General features: G+C 71.3%; 20 protein-coding genes. 10 read left to right on the forward strand and 10 right to left on the reverse strand.

Annotated features, from left to right (window positions below; genetic code table 11):
- The first annotated feature begins 16 nt into the window (after window positions 1-16).
- From ABZ552_RS12525 to fadD11, 3 genes are all read left to right on the forward strand, one after another.
- Window positions 17-619, forward strand: coding sequence for a TetR/AcrR family transcriptional regulator (locus tag ABZ552_RS12525; RefSeq protein WP_281880509.1), 603 nt, complete (start codon window positions 17-19; stop codon window positions 617-619).
- 31 nt (window positions 620-650) lie between these two features.
- Window positions 651-1,301, forward strand: a complete 651-nt coding sequence (locus tag ABZ552_RS12530; RefSeq protein WP_281880507.1) for an enoyl-CoA hydratase-related protein — start codon at window positions 651-653, stop codon at window positions 1,299-1,301.
- Between the two features lie 337 nt (window positions 1,302-1,638).
- Complete coding sequence (fadD11, locus tag ABZ552_RS12535; RefSeq protein ID WP_281880506.1) at window positions 1,639-3,480, forward strand: fatty acid--CoA ligase FadD11; 1,842 nt, start codon at window positions 1,639-1,641, stop codon at window positions 3,478-3,480.
- Here fadD11 and ABZ552_RS12540 read toward each other — a convergent pair.
- The 7 genes from ABZ552_RS12540 to ABZ552_RS12570 form a co-directional block, all read right to left on the reverse strand.
- Window positions 3,464-4,546 (reverse strand): MBL fold metallo-hydrolase, encoded by a 1,083-nt coding sequence (locus ABZ552_RS12540; RefSeq protein ID WP_357437060.1) that lies wholly within the window; start codon window positions 4,544-4,546, stop codon window positions 3,464-3,466. The two genes, fadD11 and ABZ552_RS12540, sit on opposite strands and share 17 nt — an antisense overlap.
- Window positions 4,547-4,589: 43 nt before the next feature.
- Window positions 4,590-5,828 (reverse strand): cysteine--1-D-myo-inosityl 2-amino-2-deoxy-alpha-D-glucopyranoside ligase, encoded by a 1,239-nt coding sequence (gene mshC, locus ABZ552_RS12545; protein ID WP_357437063.1) that lies wholly within the window; start codon window positions 5,826-5,828, stop codon window positions 4,590-4,592.
- Window positions 5,829-5,965: 137 nt separating this feature from the next.
- On the reverse strand, window positions 5,966-6,388 hold the full coding sequence (locus tag ABZ552_RS12550) for a hypothetical protein (protein WP_281880501.1): 423 nt from the start codon (window positions 6,386-6,388) through the stop codon (window positions 5,966-5,968).
- Between the two features lie 75 nt (window positions 6,389-6,463).
- Window positions 6,464-7,267: an SCO1664 family protein gene (locus ABZ552_RS12555; RefSeq protein WP_357437066.1), complete on the reverse strand. Its 804-nt coding sequence runs from the start codon at window positions 7,265-7,267 to the stop codon at window positions 6,464-6,466.
- Between the two features lie 4 nt (window positions 7,268-7,271).
- Window positions 7,272-7,856 (reverse strand): DUF3090 domain-containing protein, encoded by a 585-nt coding sequence (locus ABZ552_RS12560; RefSeq protein ID WP_039798216.1) that lies wholly within the window; start codon window positions 7,854-7,856, stop codon window positions 7,272-7,274.
- A gap of 73 nt (window positions 7,857-7,929) precedes the next feature.
- Complete coding sequence (locus tag ABZ552_RS12565; protein WP_281880498.1) at window positions 7,930-8,688, reverse strand: histidine phosphatase family protein; 759 nt, start codon at window positions 8,686-8,688, stop codon at window positions 7,930-7,932.
- A 16-nt stretch (window positions 8,689-8,704) separates the two neighbouring features.
- On the reverse strand, window positions 8,705-9,634 hold the full coding sequence (locus ABZ552_RS12570) for an undecaprenyl-diphosphate phosphatase (protein WP_357437231.1): 930 nt from the start codon (window positions 9,632-9,634) through the stop codon (window positions 8,705-8,707).
- Window positions 9,635-9,914: 280 nt separating this feature from the next.
- Here ABZ552_RS12570 and ABZ552_RS12575 point away from each other — a divergent pair, with 280 nt between their 5' ends.
- From ABZ552_RS12575 to ABZ552_RS12590, 4 genes are all read left to right on the forward strand, one after another.
- A complete protein-coding gene (locus ABZ552_RS12575) occupies window positions 9,915-10,874 on the forward strand; it encodes an aldo/keto reductase (RefSeq protein WP_281880496.1) in 960 nt (319 codons plus the stop codon).
- A gap of 20 nt (window positions 10,875-10,894) precedes the next feature.
- Window positions 10,895-11,953 carry an ABC transporter substrate-binding protein gene (locus ABZ552_RS12580; RefSeq protein WP_281918592.1) on the forward strand — a complete coding sequence of 353 codons (1,059 nt, stop codon included), beginning with the start codon at window positions 10,895-10,897 and terminating at the stop codon, window positions 11,951-11,953.
- Window positions 11,950-13,044, forward strand: coding sequence for an iron ABC transporter permease (locus tag ABZ552_RS12585; protein WP_281918591.1), 1,095 nt, complete (start codon window positions 11,950-11,952; stop codon window positions 13,042-13,044). The genes ABZ552_RS12580 and ABZ552_RS12585 overlap by 4 nt, the downstream gene beginning before the upstream one ends.
- Before the next feature lie 94 nt (window positions 13,045-13,138).
- On the forward strand, window positions 13,139-13,957 hold the full coding sequence (locus ABZ552_RS12590) for a heme ABC transporter ATP-binding protein (protein ID WP_281880984.1): 819 nt from the start codon (window positions 13,139-13,141) through the stop codon (window positions 13,955-13,957).
- Between the two features lie 248 nt (window positions 13,958-14,205).
- Here the strand turns inward: ABZ552_RS12590 and ABZ552_RS12595 are convergent, their stop codons facing one another.
- From ABZ552_RS12595 to ABZ552_RS12605, 3 genes are read right to left on the reverse strand one after another with little or no spacing between them, the layout of a single operon-like run.
- Window positions 14,206-16,365 (reverse strand): MMPL family transporter, encoded by a 2,160-nt coding sequence (locus tag ABZ552_RS12595; RefSeq protein WP_281880492.1) that lies wholly within the window; start codon window positions 16,363-16,365, stop codon window positions 14,206-14,208.
- Entirely contained in the window at window positions 16,317-16,850 is a 534-nt protein-coding gene (locus ABZ552_RS12600; RefSeq protein ID WP_281880491.1) for a hypothetical protein, read from the reverse strand. Before ABZ552_RS12600 ends, ABZ552_RS12595 begins: the two co-directional genes overlap by 49 nt.
- 6 nt (window positions 16,851-16,856) lie before the next feature.
- Window positions 16,857-17,213: a hypothetical protein gene (locus tag ABZ552_RS12605; protein WP_281880490.1), complete on the reverse strand. Its 357-nt coding sequence runs from the start codon at window positions 17,211-17,213 to the stop codon at window positions 16,857-16,859.
- Window positions 17,214-17,366: 153 nt separating this feature from the next.
- Here ABZ552_RS12605 and ABZ552_RS12610 point away from each other — a divergent pair, with 153 nt between their 5' ends.
- The 3 genes from ABZ552_RS12610 to ABZ552_RS12620 are packed head-to-tail and all read left to right on the forward strand — an operon-like array spanning window position 17,367 to window position 19,760.
- Window positions 17,367-18,380, forward strand: coding sequence for a hypothetical protein (locus tag ABZ552_RS12610; protein WP_281918590.1), 1,014 nt, complete (start codon window positions 17,367-17,369; stop codon window positions 18,378-18,380).
- A complete protein-coding gene (locus tag ABZ552_RS12615) occupies window positions 18,380-18,679 on the forward strand; it encodes a DUF5703 family protein (protein WP_245676123.1) in 300 nt (99 codons plus the stop codon). The genes ABZ552_RS12610 and ABZ552_RS12615 overlap by 1 nt, the downstream gene beginning before the upstream one ends.
- Window positions 18,680-18,683: 4 nt before the next feature.
- A complete protein-coding gene (locus ABZ552_RS12620) occupies window positions 18,684-19,760 on the forward strand; it encodes a quinone-dependent dihydroorotate dehydrogenase (protein WP_281918589.1) in 1,077 nt (358 codons plus the stop codon).
- The last annotated feature ends 1 nt before the right edge of the window (window position 19,761 follow it).

Consider the following 19,761-nt stretch of genomic DNA (forward strand, 5'->3'; position numbering starts at 1 on the left):
CTGTTATGGTTGCGATATGCCCCGCCCTCGCACGCACGACCCCGGCATCGTGCTCGACGCCGCCGAAGCGCTGGCCGTCCGCTCCGGCCCCGCCGCGGTCACCACACGCGCGGTCGCCGCCGCCACCGGCATCTCCAACGGCGCGATCTACCACACCTTCGGATCCCGCGCGGAGCTGCTCGGCCGCACCTGGTTGCGCGCCGCCCGCCGCTTCCTGGACCTGCAGACCGCACTGGTCGACGCGGCGCTGCGGCAAAGCGACGGCGTCGAGGCCGTCGTCGCGGCCGCCGAGGCGCCCGCGGTGTTCGCCGAGCGTCACCCGGACTCCTCCCGGCTGCTGCTGGCCGTGCGGCGCGAGGAATTGCTCGGCGAAGTACCCGAGGCCGTCGCCGCCGAACTGGCCGCCACCGACGCCGTGCTGGTCGAGCTGCTCGTGCGGCTGTCGCGCCGGCTGTGGCAGCGCGGCGACCGCCGCGCCGTCGACGTCATGACGCTGTGCCTGGTCGACCTGCCCACCGCCGTGCTGCTGCGCCGCGACCGGCTGGCCGATCCGCACGCGCGGGAATACCTGCGCGGCGCTGTGCGCGCCGTCCTCGCCGTCGGCCCACCGCCCCTCTGATCCCCGGCACCCGAACCCGAAAGGACCCGCCATGCCCACCCTCGACTACCACGACAAGATCGCCGTCCTCGACCTCGGCGGCGAGGAGAACCGTTTCTCCCCCGAGTTCCTCGACCAGGTCGGCGCCCACCTCGACACCGCCCTGGCCGACGGCGCCCAGGGCCTGGTCACCACCGCGAGCGGCAAGTTCTACTCCAACGGGCTGGATCTGGACTGGCTCGGCGCACACGCCGAGCGCGCCGAGTGGTACGTCGGGCGGGTGCAGGCATTGCTGGCCCGGATGCTCACCCTGCCCGTGCCCACGGCCGCCGCACTGCCCGGTCACGCGTTCGGCGCCGGCGCCATGCTCGCCATCGCGCACGACTACCGGGTGATGCGCGCCGACCGCGGCTACTTCTGCTTCCCCGAAGTCGATATCCGCATCCCCTTCACCCCCGGCATGGCCGCGCTGATCCAAGCCAAACTCGCCCCCGCCAGCGCCGTCGCCTCGATGACCACCGGCCGCCGCTTCGGCGGCACCGACGCCGCGGCCCTGGACATCGTCGACGCCACCGCCGCCGAGGGAGCCGTCACCGACACCGCCGTCGCGCTGCTGACCCCGCTGGGCGGCAAAGACCCCGCCACCCTCGCCGCGATCAAGAACACCATGTACGCCACCGCCGTCGCGGCATTGACCGCCTAGGAATCCCGTTCCGGTGGCTATCGAAATGGGTTGTGCGCCAGACGGTTCGACGCCCGTCGAGGTGTGAGGACGGCGGTGCGGCGAGCCGGTAGCGGCAGCGCCGCCCGACCGACCGCAGCGGGCCGAGCAGCTCGTTTCCCCCAGCACACTGCTCGCCCCGGTCGCCTAGGCGAGCGGGACCCGGCACGACATAATCCGCCGATTCTGTTGCCGGAGTTGCGGTTCCGCGCGCGATCGAGTTGTCGGCCGTGCACGGCAAACGCGCGAAAACGCCCCACGCGGCACACTCGGGCACTTACGGTCTGACAAAGCCGGGTGTACCGAACGGGGTTGTGCGATGACCGAACCGAACACGTCCTGCGCCGCATTCCAGCACAGCGCGGCGATCGACCCGGACGCGGTGGCCGTCCGGTCCATCGGCGGGACGCAGACGCTCACCTGGCGCGAGTACGCCGACCAGGTCCGCGCGGTCGCGGCGGGTCTGGCCGCGCTGGGTGTCGGCCGTGGCGACACGGTGGCGTTGATGATGGGCAACCGGGTGGAGTTCTACCCTGTGGAAGTCGGGGCGCAGCACACCGGCGCGACCTCGTTCTCGGTGTACAACACCCTCGCCCCCGAGCAGCTGGCCTACGTGTTCGCCAACGCGGGCAACCGGGTGGTGATCTGCGAACAGCAGTACGTGGAGCGGATCCGCGCCTGCGGCGCGCCGATCGAGACCATCGTCTGCCTCGACGCCACCGGTGAGGGCATCCTGGGGCTCGACGAGCTCAAAGCCATGGGCCGCGCCGATTTCGACTTCGAGGCGACCTGGCGGGCCGTGCGGCCCCAGGACGTGCTCACCCTCGTCTACACCTCCGGCACCACCGGAAACCCGAAGGGCGTGGAGATCACCCACGCCAACCTGATGGCCGAGGCGCGGGCGTTCCACGCGGTGCTGCCGGTCGAGTTCGGTGACCGCCAGACCTCCTACCTGCCCTCGGCGCACATGGCCGACCGGTTCTGCTCGCTGTATCTGCAGCAGGTGTACGGCACACAGATCACCGTGGTGCCCGACCGGTCGCTGCTGCCCGCCGCGCTCGCCGACGTCCACCCCACCATCTGGGGTGCGGTGCCGCGGGTGTGGGAGAAGCTGAAGGCCGCCATCGAGTTCTCCGTCGCCGCCGAACCCGACCACGCCCGCCGCGTGGCCTTGGAGTGGGCGCTGGGCGTCGCGGCGCGCAAAGCCGCCGCCCAGCTGCGCGGCGAACCGATCGACACGCGGCTGGCGGCCGAATGGGCGCGGGCCGACGAACTGGTGCTGGCGGGGTTGCGCGCGAGAATCGGTCTGGACGAACTGAAGTGGGCGATGTCGGGCGCCGCGCCGATTCCGCCGCAGACCCTCGCGTTCTTCTTCGGCATCGGCATCCCGATCTCGGAGATCTGGGGCATGTCCGAACTGACCTGCGTGGCCAGCGCCTGCTCGCCGCAGCAGGCGCGGCTGGGTTCGGTGGGCCGGATGCTGCCCGGGATGCAGTGGCGCATCGCCGAGGACGGGGAATTCCTGGTGCGCGGGCCGCTGGTGATGAAGGGCTACCGCAAACAGCCGCAGCAGACGGCCGAAGCGCTCGATGAGGACGGGTGGCTGCACACCGGCGACATCCTCTCCGTCGACGCCGACGGGTATCTCCGGGTGGTCGATCGCAAGAAAGAGCTGATCATCAACTCGGCGGGCAAGAACATGTCCCCGGCGAACATCGAGAACGCGATCAAGGCCGCGACGCCGCTGGTGGGCGCGATCGCCACCATCGGGGACGCGCGCCCGTACAACACGGCGCTGATCGTCATCGACGCCGAGACCGCGGCACTGTATGCCGCCGAGCACGCGCTGCCGGACGCTTCGGCGGCGGCGCTGGCAGCCGACGCCGGGGTGATCGCCGAGATCGCGCGCGGTGTGGCCGCGGGCAACGCCACCTTGTCGCGGGTCGAGCAGATCAAACGGTTCACCGTGCTGCCGGTCTTCTGGGAGCCCGGCGGTGACGAGGTGACGTTGACGATGAAATTGCGGCGCGGGCCGATCGCGGCCGAATACGCCGAACAGATCGCGCTGCTCTACGCCGAGGAGCTCGCCGCGACCGTGCACGAACCCCAGCCGCGGCGGTCCCGCGTCGGCGGAGCGGACTCGCTCACAGCGGGAACGTGAGCCGCTGCGGCCGGATGTAGTCGGCCGGGTCGTGCAGGGGACGCAGTTCCGGTCGTCGCGCGGCGGGGATCTTGTCCAGTTCCGCGCGCAGCGGCGCGTCGTAGGTCCCGGCGCTCGCGGTGAGCCCGGGCAGCCAGTTGTCGTGATGGCTCGGGACGAACAGCGCCGGGCGCAGCGCTTCGATGTAGGTGCGGGGATCGCGCAGGCCGTTGCTGATCTGGTTGTAGCCCTGCACGGCGCCGATCTGCACGTCGGTGGCCGGTAGCGCGGCGAAGGCGTCGAACACCTGCGGTGCGCGTTCGGTCAGCGGTGCGGTCGAGTCGTGCCACACCAGGCTGAAGCCGGGTACCCGGAATTGATACAGCAGCACCCCGCCCTCGGGGTCTCGCAGTCGCGGCAGGCCTTGCAGCAGACCGCTGAGCGTCGGCGGGTGGGTGAGCACGACGCCTGGTTCGGGGCGGGGGAAGAAGCGTGGTGATCCGCCGACGGGATCGGGTGGGGTGCGCGCGGAGTGCCGGTGCCGGATGACGGTCACCTCGACCGCGCCGACGGTGCGGTCCTCCCGGGCGCCGATCGCGGTGGCGGCGTCACCGTGGGGGGCGAGGGGAAAGGTGGGATCGGTGACCTGCGCTTCGACCGTGGCGCAGTGCTCGGCGGTGCCGTGCACGGTGGCGCCGGTGGCCTGCGCGATGCGGCCGGCGTCCCCGGCGTGGTCGAAGTGGCCGTGACCGATGAAGATCGCCGCCGGGGCCAGGTCCACCAGCTGTTGCGGGGTGGCCGGGACGTAACCGGTACTGGTCAGCCGCGGCACCCACGCGTCGAGCAGGAACACCGAACCGCCGATGGCCAGCGCGAAGGTGGTGCAACCCACCCACGACAGCACGACCCGGTCGGTGCGCAGGGAGCCGTCGGCGGGGTCGACGGTGTCCGCGCCGAAGAATCGGGTGCGCGCCGCGATCGTGCGCGCATCGGTGGGGTCGGCGGCGGGCCGCAGTCGCCCGGCCGCCAGGGTCGCCAGTTTGCCGCCGGAACCGAACAGGCCCGCGCCGAGAGGGATGCCGCACACGCGGCAACCTCATCACGGGTGCGCCGCCGCGGGCAAGGGGTCGTTACAGGCGGATGCCGAGCAGCGCGTCGACGGCGGTGGCGATCGTCGCGGGCGCGTCGGTGTCCCGGCCGCCGTAGTCGAGGGCCTGGCGGGCCCAGCTGTCGAGCGCGTCGAGCGCTTTGGGGGTGTTCAAGTCGTCGGCGAGATGCGTGCGCAGCCGGGTGACGGTGTCGGTGGCCGAGGGGCCCGCCTGCAGGGCGACGGCGTCACGCCACAACCGCAGGCGCCGCTGCGCCTGCTCGAGCAGGGCGTCGGTCCACATCCGGTCCTGGCGGTAGTGGCCGGCCAGCAAGCCGAGGCGGATGGCGGCCGGGTCGACGCTCTGGCGGCGCAGCGCCGACACCAGCACGAGGTTGCCGCGGGATTTCGACATCTTCTCCCCGTCCAGCCCGATCAGGCCGGCGTGCACGTAGTGGCGGGCGAAGCGGCGGCCCGCGATGAGCGACTCGGCGTGCGCGGCGGAGTATTCGTGGTGGGGGTAGATCAGGTCGCTGCCGCCGCCCTGGATGTCGAATTCCGGGCCGATGCGGTTCAACGCGATCGCGCAACACTCCACGTGCCAGCCGGGACGGCCCGGGCCGAACGGGGCGGGCCAGGACGGTTCGCCGGGCCGCGCCGAGCGCCACAGCAGCGCGTCGATGGGGTCGCGTTTGCCGGGGCGGTCCGGGTCGCCGCCGCGCTCGGCGAACAGGCGCTCCATGGTGGCGCGGTCGTAGCCGGATTCGTAACCGAACTGCTCGGTGGCGTCGGCGCGGAAGTAGACGTCGGGGTACTCGTCGTCGTCGACGACGTAGGCCGCGCCGGAAGCGAGCAGTTTCTGCACGACCTCCACGACCTCGTCGACGGATTCCACCGCGCCGATGTAATCGCGCGGCGGCAGGATCCGCAGCGCGGCCATGTCCTCGCGGAACAGATCGGTTTCCGCGGTGCCCAGCTCGCGCCAGTCCACGCCGTCACGGGCGGCGCGTTCGAACAGCGGGTCGTCGACGTCGGTGACGTTCTGCACGTAGTGCACGTCGTGGCCCGCGTCGCGCCACAGCCGGTTGATCAGGTCGAAGGTCAGGTAGGTCGCGGCGTGGCCGAGGTGGGTGGCGTCGTAGGGGGTGATGCCGCAGACGTACATGGTGGCGGTCGCGCCGGGGGTGACCGGGCGCACCTGACGGTCGGCGGTGTCGTACAACCGCAACGGCGGTCCTGCTCCGGGGACGGTGGGGAGGGCGGTGTCGGACCAGGACTGCATGCTTACGAGGGTAAAGGTGTGGTGGACATCATCGTTGCCCGGCCCGGTGACCACGACCGTCCCGCCGCGGCGGCCGCCCGCCGCGACCTGCGTCTTCCAGCAAATCGTGGGATGTCAATATTTACGGTTTCGCTGAATCAGCTGTCGGCGCGGCCGGTGGGGTCGGCGATCGTATTGGGCGTGATCGCGAAGGTGCCGTCCAGTTCCGGGATGTCGGGATCGGTGTCGGCGAGCGCGATCTGGGTGAACGCGCCGCGCGCGACGTCGAACTCGAGCTCGTGATAAGCGACCGTATCGCCCCAGTCCGCGGAAGGCAACGAGATGAACCGCATCGTGAACCGCCCGGAGTCCACCGAACCCTCGGTGAGGACGTAGACCCCGAAGTGGTTCTCCCCCGCCGAGCTCAACCAGTAGACGCCGTTGTCGTAGAGGTGCAGGTCGGTGTCGGGGTAGGGCTTCTTGTCGTAGAGGTGCACGTAGTGCAACGCGATGCGGTAGGTCGGTGCGCCGATGACGATCCGCACCGTCGGTGCCGCGCGGTCGGGAGTGGAGTGGGGCATCGCGTTCTCCTCGTCGCGCCGGCTGCGGGAAGCTTCAACTGTGTCAGGAAACCCCGCCCGCGGCAGGGTCCGCGGTCAGAACGCGGGCCACGGGATCGGGCGCGAGGTGCGCGGCACCGGCATCACCGGCTCGTCGAGCACCTGCTGGGTGCGTTCGATCAACGCGTCGATCTCGGTGTCGGTGAGGTGCTCGCTGAGGGTGTCGGCGAACGCGCCCGGCAGCTGTTTGGCGAACGCGGTGATGTCCGCGATGAGCGCGTCGTCGATGGGCTGACCGGCCCAGCCCCACAGCACGGTGCGCAGTTTGTGCTCGGCGTGCAGGCAGATGCCGTGGTCGACGCCGTAGACCTGCCCGTCCACCCCTTCCAGCGCGTGGCCGCCCTTGCGGTCGGCGTTGTTGAGCAGCACGTCCAGCACCGCCACCCGGTGCAGCCGCGGATCGTCGGCGTGGATCAGCGACACCTCGTTGCCGACGTCGTCCACCGCGCGCAGCACCTCGCGGAATCCGTCGGGTACCGCGCCCGCCGGGCACAGGTCGATCAGGTCGAGCCGGTCGCCTCGGTCGGTGTGGTTGTCCACGCTCACGACCCAGCGCTGCACCATGCCGACACCGAAAGGGCCGTCGCGCAGGATGGTTTCGGGGATCACGCCCCAGCCGATGGCCTCGGAGATCAGATAGGAGGCGACCTCGCGGCCTGCGAGGGTGCCGTCGGGGAAGTCCCACAGCGGTCGTTCGCCGCGGATGGGTTTGTAGACCACCCGCAGCGGCGTCGCGGCGGTGCCGTCGACGTCGCAGACCAGGGTCACGTTGCTGGCGGTGCTCACCCGCCCGATCACCGTCAGCTCGCCGCTGTGGAATCCGTCCCCGGCCTCGGCCACCGAATCACTCCTCTAGTTCGGCCGCGCCGAAGATGTCACCGCGTTTGTAGCCGTTGGTGCGCACGCACATGTGCCCGCGCGCCGAGAGCGGCTCACCGCACAGCGGGCACGGCGGGCGGCCCGCCGCGATCACCCGGGTGGAGCGCAACGCGAATTCGCGGGCCTGGATCGGGGTGAGGAACACCCGCACCGCGTCGGGGCCCTCCTCGGTGTCGTCGAGTACCACCGACTCGTCGACCTCGGTCTCGGTGATCGCCAGCAGTTCCACCACCACCGCGCCCGCGTCGGCGTCCCAGCCCAGGCCCATGGTGCCGACCCGGAATTCGGCGTCGATCGGGGTGACCAGCGGCGCGTTGTCGCTGACGTCCTCGGCCTGCGGGGGCACTTCGGCGCCGAAGCGGCGCGCGACCTCGTCCAGTAGCAGGCCCATCCGGTCGGCGAGCACCTTGACCTGCTGCTTTTCCAGCAGCACGCTGACCACGCGCGGCTCCTGCACCGCCTGCAGATAGAACGCGCGATCGCCCGGCTCACCGACGGTCCCGGCGACGAAACGATCGGGGGTGCGGAATACATGGATTGCGCGTGACACATGCACCTCCTGATACGTGACCCTGAACGACTACCCGCGGTGCGGGGATTCCATCCGACGACCGTCCGGTTGTCTACAAGGAATCTCGGCGCTCCGCATTCCCATTATCCGCACTCCCGGTATTGCCGAGTTCGCCACCGGGGACTGGTCCGGAGGTTTCGGGTTCCGGCGACGCCGACCCGGCCGCGCGGGGTTGCCCGCCGGACGCGGCGAGGGCCGACAGGTCGGCGCCGGTGTCGTTGAGTCGCCAGACGTACGGTGCGGTCGGGGTGTAGCGCACGACGCTGATCGAGGCGGGCTCGACGACGATGCGCTGGAAGCCGTCGAGGTGGATGCCCAGCGCGTCGGCCAGCACCGACTTGATCACGTCGCCGTGGGTGCACGCCACCCACAGCGCGTCGCGGCCGTGCTGTTCGGCGAGGGCGCGGTCGTGCTCGCGGATCGCGGCGACCGCGCGCGCCTGCACCTGCGCCAGGCCCTCACCGCCGGGGAACACCGCGCCGGAGGCGTGCCGCTGCACGACCTTCCACAGCGGTTCCTCCAGGAGTTCGGCGATGGGGCGGCCGGTCCACGCGCCGTAATCCACCTCGAGCAGCCGGTCGTCGAATACCGGTTCCAGCCCGAACTTTTCCGCCAGCGGCGCGACCGTGCGCTGGCAGCGCAGCAGCGGGGAGTGCACGATGCGTTCGATGGGCAGCCCGGCCAGTCGTTCGGCCACGGTCCTCGCCTGCTCCTCGCCGCGCTCGGTGAGCTCGACGCCGGTGCTGCGACCGGCCAGGGTGCGGGCGGTGTTCGAGGTCGACACACCGTGCCGCAACAGGATCACCGTCATGCGGCCAGCCTAGCGATCATGTCGCCGAGACCACCCCGCCCGCCAGCAGACCCAGCAGGATCGCGCCGAGCACGATGCGGTAGCCGACGAACCAGTACAGCGAATGCCGTGCCACGAAACGCAGCAGCCACGCCACCGAGGCGTAGCCGACCGCGAAGGCCAGCACGGTGGCCACCAGCAGTTGCGGGCCGCTGGCGTTGAGTCCCTCACCGGCGGGTTCGAACGCGTCCGGCAGGCTGAACAGGCCCGAGGCGGTCACGGCGGGGATGGCCAGCAGGAACGAGAACCGTACGGCGGCTTCGCGTTCCAATCCCAGGAACAGGCCCGCGGTGGAGGTCGCGCCCGAGCGGGAGACGCCGGGGATCAGCGCCAGGCACTGGGCGAAACCCATGACCAGCCCGTCGCGGGTGGTGAGTTGCTCGATCGGGCGTTCCTTGCGGCCGAAGTGCTCACCGGCGGCGATGACCAGCGCGAAGAAGATCAGCATGAACGACACCAGCCACAGATCGCGGGCGCCGGTGCGGATCTCGTCTTTGAACAAGAAGCCCAGCACACCGATGGGGACGGTGGCGATGATCACATACCAGCCGATGCGGTAGTCGAGTTCGCGCTGGGCCTGCTCGTCGAGCAGGTGCCGGTGGTCGGCGGTGAGGACCGGAAGTTTCGTGGTGGGCTGATCGTGCAGGGGCAGCTGTTGGCGACCGCGCGCGGTCGCCCGTTCGCGCAGACCCGCGAACCAGGCCAAGACGATCCGCCAGATGTCCTTGGCGAAGTAGACCAGTACCGCGGCCTCGGTGCCCAGCTGGGTGACCGCGGTGAAGGAGGCGCCCGCGTCGTCGCCGAAGAAGACCGACGACACGATGCGCAGATGCGCCGAGGAGGAGATCGGCAGGAACTCCGTCAGCCCCTGCACCAGACCCAGCACCAAGGCTTGCACCCAGGTCATCGACTCGCCAACCACGAACCATCCTCCACTTCCGCCCGAAATACGGGTTGCTACCTGGGCATTGACGCGGCGTCCGGTCGTGTCGTCGTGCCTGGCGCCCCAATCACGCAGCGACAGTACAGTGTCGAGGCCCCGGCAGCGTGCCCGGCTGTTGCGCCGGCGCCGACGCGCAGGTCCGCGGGTTTCCCGCGCACCCGAGCGCGACCCACTGTGCTGGTGGGCGTCGAGTCGCGTCTCCACACTCTAGGCTTGGCGCCGTGACGAATGCGCGGACACGGTGATGGAACAGCGGACGGTGGGCCGTAGCGGCCTGCGGGTGTCGCGGATGGGCCTGGCGACCCATACCTGGGGTTCGCACACCGACGCCGAGGACGCCGCGGGGCAGCTGGTGGCGTTCGTCGAGGCGGGCGGCACGCTGGTGGACACCTCCCCCGCCTACGCGGGCGGGGCTTCGCAGCGGATCCTGGCCGAGTTGCTCGGGGATCTGGTCTCGCGCGACGAGCTGGTGCTCAGCGGGTGCGCGGGGACCGCGCCGTGGGGATTTCCCGATGCCGGGGTGCCGGGGGCGGCGCGGGTGACGGTGGACACCTCGCGGCGGGCGCTGCTGCGGCAACTGGATCGCACGCTGCTGGAGTTCGGCACCGATCACCTCGACGTGTGGAATGTCGCGGTGTGGGATCCGCGCACCCCGCTCGAGGAGGTGGCCTCGACGTTGGAGCAGGCGGTGCGGTCGGGGCGGGTGCGGTACGCGGGGGTGCGCGGGTTCGGGGCCTGGCAGCTGGCCAGTCTGGCCGCGGTGGCGCCGGTGACGGCGGCGCAGACACCGTATTCGCTGCTGGCGCGGGACGCGGAGGCCGATGTGGTGCCCGCGGCGCAGTTCCACGGGGTCGGGGTGATCGCCTCGGCGCCGTTGGCGGGCGGCATCCTGACCGGCAAGTACCGCGACGGTGTGCCCGCCGATTCGCGCGGGGCCGACGAGGCGACCGCGGCGGAGATCCGCAGTGGTCTCGATGATCGCGCCACCCGGGTGGTGGATGCGCTGGTGACCGCCGCGGACGGGTTGGGTACCTCGCCGCTGGCGGTGGCGCTGGCCTGGATCCGGGACCGGCCGGGTATCGCGAGCATGATCGTCGGCGCCCGCGACATCGGGCAGCTCACCGGTGTGCTGGCCGCGGAGACGCTGGAGTTGCCGCGGGCGATCGCCGCGGCCCTGGACGACGTCAGTGCACGCGCCGAGTAAGACAGATTAGCCTTGCCCGCATGAGCACTGCAGCGACCGGGGGTGGGCGTGGGAACGGAGTCCGAGCCGGGTGGTGGCGTGCCGTCGCGGCGTTGTTCGCGGTGGGTCTGCTGGCGGGGACGGTCGCGTGTGGCGCCGACGCCGGGTCCTCGCACGGCGGGCACGGGCCGACGACGGCGACGCTGACCGATCTGGATCCGGTGCCCATCGGGCCGGAGCCCACCCCGGCGCTGCCGGTGACGGTGCGCTCGTTCGACGGCGCGCAGGTCACCGTCACCGACGCCTCGCGCATCATCGCCGTGGACCGCTACGGCACCCTCGCCCAGATCGTGTACGCGCTGGGGCTGGGGCCCAAGCTGGTGGGGCGCAGCACCTCGGCGGCGTTTCCCGCGGTGCGGGACGTGCCGAACGTGGCCGGGGGCAACGGGTCATTGAATGTGGAGTCGGTGCTGGCGATGCGGCCGTCGGTGTTCCTCACCGACACCACCAGCGCCGCGCCCGCGGTGCGCGAGCAGTTGCGCGCGGCCGGGGTGACGGTGGTGTATTTCGATCCCGAGCGCACCATGGATGGTGTGGTGCCGCAGATCGAGGCGGTGGCGGGCGCGTTGGGGGTGCCGGAGCGGGGGCAGGCGCTGGGGCAGCGCACCCGCGACGAGATCGCCGCCGCCAGTGCCGCGGTGCCCGTCCAGGATCCGCAGCTGACCATCGCGTTCCTGTATCTGCGGTCCACCGCGATCACGATGCTGGCCGGGCCGGGGTCGGGGGCGGATGCGTTGATCGCGGCGTTGCGTGCGCGGGACGCGGGCACCGTCGCGGGATTGACAGAGCCGTTCACCGCGATCACCAGTGAGGCCATGATCGGTGCGGCGCCGGATGTGCTGCTGGTGATGTCGGACGGGTTGAAGTCCGTCGGCGGTGTGGAGGGTTTGCAGAAGGTGCCCGGGATCGCGCAGACCCCGGCGGGGCGCGACCGGCGGGTGGTGGACATGTCGGATGCGGTGCTGCTGAGTTTCGGGCCCAACACCGGCCGGGTGATCGCGGCGCTGAGTGCGGCGGTGTACGGCACCGGTCACGCATGAGTGCTTCGGGGACGCGGACGGCGCGGCCGCCGGTGCCGCCGCTGCCGAAGTCGCGGGGCCGCTCGCGGGTGCTGCTGGTGTTCGTGGTCGCGGTGGCCGGGCTGGTCGCGCTGGCGGTGGCGTCGGCGGCGATCGGGCAGGTGCCGACGACGCCCGCCGAGGTGGCCGGCAGTGTGCTGCATCGGATCGGGGTGGATCTGGGGCCGATGCCCGCGCATCCGGCGGGTGAGGTGACGCTGTGGGAGGTGCGGTTCCCGCGGGTGGTGCTGGCGATGCTGGTCGGTGCGGCGCTGGCGACAGCGGGTGCGTTGTTGCAGGGTGTGTTCGCCAACCCGCTGGCCGAGCCCGGTGTGATCGGGGTGTCGGCGGGGGCGGCGGTGGGTGCGGGCACGGTCATCGTGGTGGGCGGGGCGTTCGTGGCGGCGTGGTCGGTGGCGGCGGCGGCGTTCGTGGCGGGGTTGGCGACCACGTTGCTGGTGTATCTGCTGGCGCGCTCGGGCGGCCGCACCGAGGTCGTCACCCTGGTGTTGACGGGTGTCGCGATCAACGCGTTCGCGGGCGGGTTGATCGCGCTGCTGCTGTTCGTGGCCTCCCCCGCCGCGCGGGATCAGATCGTGTTCTGGCAGCTGGGGTCGCTCAACGGGGCCACGTGGGAGTCGGTGGGTGTGGTGGCGCCGCTGAGCGCGGTCGGTGTCGCCGCGGCGGTGCTGCTGGCGCCGCGACTGGATCTGCTGGCGCTCGGGGAGTCGGCGGCTCGTCATCTCGGCGTGGATGTGGAGCGGTTGCGCCGCAACGTGATCGTGGTGGTGGCGGTGCTGGCCACCGCCGGTGTCGCGTTCACCGGCATCATCCTGTTCGTCGGGCTCATCGTGCCGCACCTGGTGCGGATGCTGGTCGGTCCCGCGCACCGGATCCTGATCCCGCTCAGCGCCGTCGTCGGCGCGGTGGTGCTGCTGGCCGCCGATGTCGCCGCCCGTTCCCTGGTCGACAACGCCGACCTCCCGTTGGGCATGCTGACCTCCCTCATCGGCGGCCCGGTCTTCTTCTGGCTGCTGCGCCGCACCCGAGCCCGCTCCGGGGGCTGGGCGTGATCGGGCATCGTCGAGTGGCACATGGCTGCGGTGACTGCCGAGAAGTGCTGTCGGTGGTGTGCCACTCGACCGGAGGTGTGGGGTGAGGGTGCGGATGGTGCACGAGGTGCCCGGCTGGCCGGTGCGGGGGGATGTGACCGTGCGGGCGTCGGGGGTGAGCGTGCAGCGGCGCGGAGGCGGGCAGGCGCGGCGGGTGCTCGACGGTGTGGATTTCGAGGCGGTCGCGGGGCAGGTCGTGGCGCTCGTCGGGCCCAACGGCGCCGGTAAGTCGACGCTGCTGGCCGTGCTGGCCGGGGAGCTGGCGCCGAGCGCGGGGACGGTGGAACTCGAGGGGCGGCCGTTGGCGCACTGGACGACGTTGGACATGGCCCGGCGGCGGGCGGTGCTGCCGCAGACCCACACCGTCGGGTTCCCGTTCACCGCGCGGGAAGTGGTGGCGATGGGTCGCGCGCCGTGGGTGCGCACCGAACGCCGCGAACACGACGAGCAACAGATCGCCGCCGCGATGGCCGTCACCGACGTCGCGCATCTGGCCACGCGCTCGTTCCCCACCCTGTCCGGCGGTGAACGTGCCCGGGTCGCGTTGGCGCGTGTGCTGGCGCAGGACACCGCCACCCTGCTGCTGGACGAGCCGACCGCCGCCTTGGATCTCGGCCACCAAGAGGCAGTGCTGGGTCTGGCCGCCGAGCGCGCCGCGGCGGGCGCGGCCGTGGTCGTCGTCCTGCACGACCTCGGTGTCGCGGCCGCCTACGCCGATCGGGTGGCCGTCCTGGATGCCGGTGGTATCGCCGCGGACGGGCCGCCCCGGGAAGTGCTGACCACCGAGCTGCTCACGAAGGTCTACCAGCACCCGGTGGAGGTGCTCGACCATCCGGTCACCGGCGCCCAACTGGTGCTGCCTGTCCGCCGCTGATCGAGTCGACCGGCCGGTCATCTCTTCCGGGCCGAGGACCTGTGCCGAACGGCGGTGGAGACGTCACGGCTCGGGCGTGGGGCCGGTGCCCGAGGCCGCGGCGACCGCCCGGTGTGGGGCGGCCCGGGTGGTCCGACCGGCGATCGTCGGCGTCGCCCGTTCGCGGCGCGGCGCACCCGAAGCTTCGGCTGCCGGTTCTTCCAGCGGCCGGCGCCGGTGGCGCAGAGGGGGAAGCGGACCGGCGCGACCTACCGCCAGATCAGTTTCAGTACCGCGGGGGTCAGCAGCATGCGGATCACGGTCGCGTCGAGGATCAGCGCGGCGATCATGCCGTAGGCGATGTATTTCATCAGCACCAGATCGGAGAAGCCGAACGCGCCGGTGACCACGATGAGGATCGCGGCGGCGGAGGTGATCACGCCGCCGGTGTGGGCGATGCCGTAGCGGATGGCCTCGGGCGCGTCCGCGCCGGCGGCGCGCGCTTCGGACACGCGTGACAGCAGGAAGACCTCGTAGTCGGTGGACAGCCCGAACACCACCGTCACGATCAGCGCCAGCACCGCGAACATCAGTGGTCCCGGCGTGAAGTGGAAGATCCCCGCGCCGTGGCCCTCGACGAACACCCAGGTCAGCACGCCGAGGGTGGACACGAGGCTGAGCGCGCTCATCGCCACCGCCTTCACTGCCAGTATCAGAGAGCGGAACGCCGCGTACATCAATGCCAGCGCCGCGGCGACGAGGATGGCCAGCAGCACGGGCAGGCCGTCGAGCAGTCCGTTGATGCTGTCGCGTTCCAGGGCGGGCACCCCGGCGACCATCACCTGCACGCCGGGCGGTTCGGGGATGGCGCGCAGCGCGGCGATCACCCGGTCGGCGTCGCGTTTGTCGGTGAGCCCGGCGGCGAGCACGTTGAGGCCGTCTTTGGTGGGTGCGGCGGGTTCGAAACGTCCGGTCAGGCCGGGGACCTGGTTGGCGGCGTAGCGGATGTCGCCGAGCTGCTGCGGGTCGGCGCCGAGGACCACCAGTTTCAGCGGTTCGGTGCGGAAGCTGGGGAACAGGGCGTCGAAACGTTCCTGCGCCACCCGCGCCGGGTTGTCGTCGGACAGGTAGCGTTCGCTCAGGCCGCCGAATTCGATGTGGCGCATCGGGATGCTCAGGGCCAGCAGGGCCAGCACGATCGGCACCGCGACCGCCCAGGGGCGGCGCATCGCCCACAGTGCGAGGCGGGAGAAGAATCCGGCGTCGATCTGCGCTTCGGTTCTGGTGCGGGAGAACCGTTTCCAGCCCAGGAAGTCGATGCGGCGTCCGATGATGCTCAATGCCGCGGGGAGCGCGGTGACCGACAGCAGCGCGGCCAGCAGCACCGAGCTGATGCCGCCCAGCGGCACCGAGCGCAGCACGCCGTTGGGGAAGATGAACAGCGCGCCGAGGCTGAGGGCGATGATGGCCGCGGAGAACAGCACGGTGCGCCCGGCGGTGGCGACGGTGCGGGCGGTGGCTTCCTCGACGGTGCGTCCGGCGGCGAGTTCCTCCCGGAAACGGGTGACGGTGAACAGGCCGTAGTCGATCGCCAGGCCCAGGCTGACCAAGGTCATCACGGCGCTGGCGAACACGTTGACCTCGATGTGGTCGGTCAGCGCCCGCAGTCCGCCCTGGGTGCCCAGGATCGTCATGCCGCCGATGAGCACCGGCAGCAGCGCCCCGACGACGCCGCCGAACACGAAATACAGCAGGATCGCCACCAGCGGCAGCGCGATCATCTCCGCGCGCTTGATGTCGCGCTGCATGCCGGTGTTGATGCCTTCCACGATCGGCTGCAACCCCGCCAGCTGCACCGTCGTGCCGCCCGGGCCGCCGCCGGCGCGCCCGGCGCCGAGGTGATCCTTGATCGCCAGGTAGTTCTCCACCGTCGCGGTGCCCGAGCCGCGCAACCCGACGCTGGCGAAGGCATGGGTGTGGGTGGCGTCGGTGGCCTGGGCGGAGAACGGGCTGTCCCAGTAGCTGTCGATCTTCTGGATGCGATCGGGATAGGTGGCCAGCAGCCCGGCCAGGTGCCGGGTGACCGGGCCGCGGACGGCCGGGTCGTCGACGGTGGCGCCGTCGGGGGCGGTGTAGAGCAGGATCAGGTCGCTGTCGGTGTCGCGGCCGAAGGTGCGGTCGGCCAGTTCGGCGGCGGCCACCGATTCGCTGCTCTCGTCGAACCAGCCCTCCTGGGTCAGCCGTCCGGCCAGGTCGCGGCCGTACCAGCCGGAGACCAGCACGAACAGGATGAAGAAGCCGAGCACGAGGACGCGGTGGCGGTGCACGAACCGCCCCCACCGCAGTGATCCGGAACGGTGCATCGCGTCGCGGCGCCCGGTCAGCCGCAGGCCGGGGTGCGGTAGTCGGCCGAGCGCAGGATGCCGCACAGGTCGGTGCGTGAGATCTTCCACTTGCCGTCGATGAGCACGAAATGTACGACGGTGGTGCGGACCGCGGCGCCGGTGCCGTCCTTGTCCAGCCGCATGGTGGCCGTCAGCGTGCCGTCGTGGTTGTCGAACACCGGGTCGGTCACCCCGTAGACGGCGCGCGGATTGTCCTGCAGCGCCTTGTACATGTCGGGGATGGCCTGGCGGAAGGAGTCGCCGTCCTCGATGAGGGCGGTGCGTTCGCTGTCGGGCAGCGCCGGGTCCAGCGCCCGCTTGATCTGGGCGTCGAGGTCGGCGGCGGTGGGCAGCGGCGGGTGGGCTGCGCTGGAGGAGGCGGCGATCGAGGACGACAGCGAGGCGTTCGCCGAGGAGCGGGCGGCGTCGACGGCGGCTTCGTCGGTGCCGCTGTCGCAGGCGGCGGCGGCCACCGCCGTCAGCAGGCCCGCGACGGCGAGCGCGGTGCGGGCGAGTCGTGTGTGGGTCATCGCTTCCTACATACCTTCGATGACGGAGCTGATCCGTCCCAGCAGGGCACGCACGGTCGTGACGTCCCGTTCCGCGGCGGCGTCGATCGTCGCGGCGTCGGGGATCATATCCCGCACCAAGGCCGCGACACTGCGTTCGTCGTCGAGGTCGATGTCGGCGACCGTGGCTTCGGCGACCGCCAGCACGTCCTCGGGACCGGGGACGGCGTCGCCGAGGTCGCGGCGGTAGATCTCGAGCGTCAGGGTGGCGCGGATGGTGCGGAAGGTGAAGGGGTGGCCGTCGGCGGTGGTGCCGAAGCCGTGCGCGTACGCGCCGACGGTGATGTCGTCGATGACAAATCCCGACGTATGGTCGGCTTTCAACCCGGATCTCCCTGTATCGGACGGTGTGGTCTCCACCGTAACTCCGGTTACCGACATTCCGCTCGAGCCGGCACCCCGGTCGGTCGGTTGGTTGCGTCATCATGGTCAGATGGTGAGGTTGCGGAAGATTCGTCGGTAGAAGGAGTTCGGTCGATGCGCCCTCGCGGCTCGCTCGTCTCGGCATTCGCGGGTGTGGCGGTGCTGGTGCTGCTGGCGGGATGCTCCTCCGGCGCCGGCGGTCCCGACCTGCCGACCAGGGAGCCGGCCACCGCGGCGGTCGCGCCGGCGGTGTCGACGACGCCGGCCGGGCGCGTGCTGCCCGCCGGTCCGGTCGCCGAGCTGGCCGCTGATTCCGCCGGCGGGTTGCTGGCCGCTCTGGACGGGACCACCCTCACCGTCGTCGACCCGGACGCGGCCCAGCCGGTGGTGCGGACGGTGACGTTGCCCGAGCGCGCGCGCGGTCTGAGCGCGGGCAGGCCGGGTGAGATGCTGGCGGCCGCGCCGGGGCGGGTGCTGCGGGTGGAACTGTCCTCCGGCGCGGTCGGTGCGGTGGCCGTGGACGGCGAGGTGCGGTCGGTGCTGGCCCGCGCCGACGGCGGGCTGCTGGTCGGCACCGCCGACGGCCGGGTGCTGGATGTGGCGGCCGATGGTGCGGTCACCGCCACGGTGTCGGGGCTGGTGTCGGCCGACGAGCTGGCCGAAGCCGGCGGCGAGGTGACCGTGCTGGACCGGCATCAGACCGCGATCTTCGAGCTCGACCCGGGCGAGCGGCGGCCGGGATTGGCGTTGCGGGCCGGTGACGGGGCCACACGCCTGATCGGCGACACGCGCGGCCGGTTCGTGGTCACCGACACCGCGGGCGGTGAACTGCTGGTCTACACCGCGGGACCGCTCGTGTTGCGCCAGCGTTTCCCGGTAGGATCTTCGCCTTACGCACTCGCCTACGATCAGCGGTCCGACACCGTGTGGGTGACGTGTACGCAGCGCAACGAAGTCGTCGGATTCGACCTGTCGACTGGTATACCGAAGGAAGTGGGCCGCTACGCCACCGTCCGGCAACCGAACTCGGTGGCCGTCGAGCAACGCACCGGTGATCTGTTCGTGGGGTCCGCGACCGGCGACGGTCTGCAACGGATCGGTGCGGAGGATCGGAAGAGAGGGCACTGATGGCTCGGACACCACGCGCGGGCGAGGATTCCGCGGCAGCTGCCGATCCGGCAGCACACCGGGGGCGCGGGCGCGCACTGCCCGCGGGCTGGGAGACCACCAGCGACGACTACGAATACGTGCCGCTGCGGCTGCCGCCGGATGTCACGCGGGTGACCGCGTCCATGCGGCTGGCCATCCAGGCCGAGTTCGGCGGCTGGGAACTCTCGCGGGTGCGCGCCTACACCGACGGCAGCAGGCGGGTGCTGCTGCGGCGGCGAAAATCCGCCCTACTACCCCAGCCCGAACCCGGAATGTGAGCCGATGTACGCCCTGCTACTCCGACTGATGTTCCTGGTCGCGCCGGAACGCATCCATCATCTCGTCTTCGCCGTCATGCGGTTCGCCGCCTGGTTCGCGCCGCTGCGCTGGACGATGAGCAAACTCCTCGTCACCCGGGATCCGATCCTGCGCGCCGAGGCGTTCGGGGTCGAGTTCCCCGCGCCGCTGGGCCTGGCCGCCGGTTTCGACAAGAACGCCGACGGCGTCGACGCCTGGGCGCCGCTGGGGTTCGGTTTCGCCGAGATCGGCACCGTGACCGCGCAACCGCAGCCGGGCAATCCCGCACCGCGGCTGTTCCGGCTGCCCGCCGACCGCGCCCTGATCAACCGGATGGGTTTCAACAATCACGGCGCGGCCGCGGCCGCCGAACGGCTGCGCGCGCGTCGCGGCGGAGTGCCGATCGGCGCGAACATCGGCAAGACCAAGATCGTCGAGCCGCAGGCCGCGGCCGCGGACTACGCCGTCAGTGCCGCCCTGCTGGGCCCGCTGGCCGATTTCGTGGTGGTCAACGTCAGCTCCCCCAACACGCCGGGTCTGCGGGATCTGCAAGCGGTGGAGTCGCTGCGCCCGCTGCTGCGGGCGGTACTGGACAGTGTGCGGGTGCCGGTGCTGGTGAAGATCGCTCCGGATCTGTCCGACGAGGACATCGACGCGGTCGCCGATCTGGCCGTGGAACTCGGGTTGGCGGGCATCGTGGCCACCAACACCACCATCCGCCGCGACGGTCTGCGCACCGATCCGGAGGAGGTGGCCGCCATGGGCGCGGGCGGGTTGTCCGGCCCGCCGGTCGCCGACCGTTCACTCGAGGTGTTGCGGCGGCTGTACCGGCGGGTGGGTGATCGGCTGGTGCTGATCTCGGTCGGCGGCATCGAGACCGTGGACCAGGCGTGGGAACGCGTTCTCGCCGGGGCGACGCTGTTGCAGGGCTACACCGGTTTCATCTACGGCGGCCCGTTCTGGATGCGCCGCATCCATCGAGGCCTGGCGCAGCGGTTGCGCGCCGGGGGGTATCGCAGCCTCGGTGAGGCCGTCGGCGCGGAGCACACAGCGCACGCCTGAA

This window comes from Nocardia sp. NPDC019219, from assembly GCF_040632645.1.
GTDB lineage: Bacteria > Actinomycetota > Actinomycetes > Mycobacteriales > Mycobacteriaceae > Nocardia > Nocardia sputorum.

Coding starts and splice junctions, on each gene's coding strand:
- ABZ552_RS12525 (WP_281880509.1), top strand. CDS start 17: ATGCCCCGCCCTCGCACGCACGACCCCGGCATCGTGCTCGACGCCGCC.
- ABZ552_RS12530 (WP_281880507.1), top strand. CDS start 651: ATGCCCACCCTCGACTACCACGACAAGATCGCCGTCCTCGACCTCGGC.
- fadD11 (WP_281880506.1), top strand. CDS start 1,639: ATGACCGAACCGAACACGTCCTGCGCCGCATTCCAGCACAGCGCGGCG.
- mshC (WP_357437063.1), bottom strand. CDS start 5,828: ATGCAGTCCTGGTCCGACACCGCCCTCCCCACCGTCCCCGGAGCAGGA.
- ABZ552_RS12550 (WP_281880501.1), bottom strand. CDS start 6,388: ATGCCCCACTCCACTCCCGACCGCGCGGCACCGACGGTGCGGATCGTC.
- ABZ552_RS12565 (WP_281880498.1), bottom strand. CDS start 8,688: ATGACGGTGATCCTGTTGCGGCACGGTGTGTCGACCTCGAACACCGCC.
- ABZ552_RS12570 (WP_357437231.1), bottom strand. CDS start 9,634: ATGACCTGGGTGCAAGCCTTGGTGCTGGGTCTGGTGCAGGGGCTGACG.
- ABZ552_RS12575 (WP_281880496.1), top strand. CDS start 9,915: ATGGAACAGCGGACGGTGGGCCGTAGCGGCCTGCGGGTGTCGCGGATG.
- ABZ552_RS12580 (WP_281918592.1), top strand. CDS start 10,895: ATGAGCACTGCAGCGACCGGGGGTGGGCGTGGGAACGGAGTCCGAGCC.
- ABZ552_RS12585 (WP_281918591.1), top strand. CDS start 11,950: ATGAGTGCTTCGGGGACGCGGACGGCGCGGCCGCCGGTGCCGCCGCTG.
- ABZ552_RS12590 (WP_281880984.1), top strand. CDS start 13,139: ATGGTGCACGAGGTGCCCGGCTGGCCGGTGCGGGGGGATGTGACCGTG.
- ABZ552_RS12600 (WP_281880491.1), bottom strand. CDS start 16,850: ATGACCCACACACGACTCGCCCGCACCGCGCTCGCCGTCGCGGGCCTG.
- ABZ552_RS12610 (WP_281918590.1), top strand. CDS start 17,367: ATGCGCCCTCGCGGCTCGCTCGTCTCGGCATTCGCGGGTGTGGCGGTG.
- ABZ552_RS12615 (WP_245676123.1), top strand. CDS start 18,380: ATGGCTCGGACACCACGCGCGGGCGAGGATTCCGCGGCAGCTGCCGAT.
- ABZ552_RS12620 (WP_281918589.1), top strand. CDS start 18,684: ATGTACGCCCTGCTACTCCGACTGATGTTCCTGGTCGCGCCGGAACGC.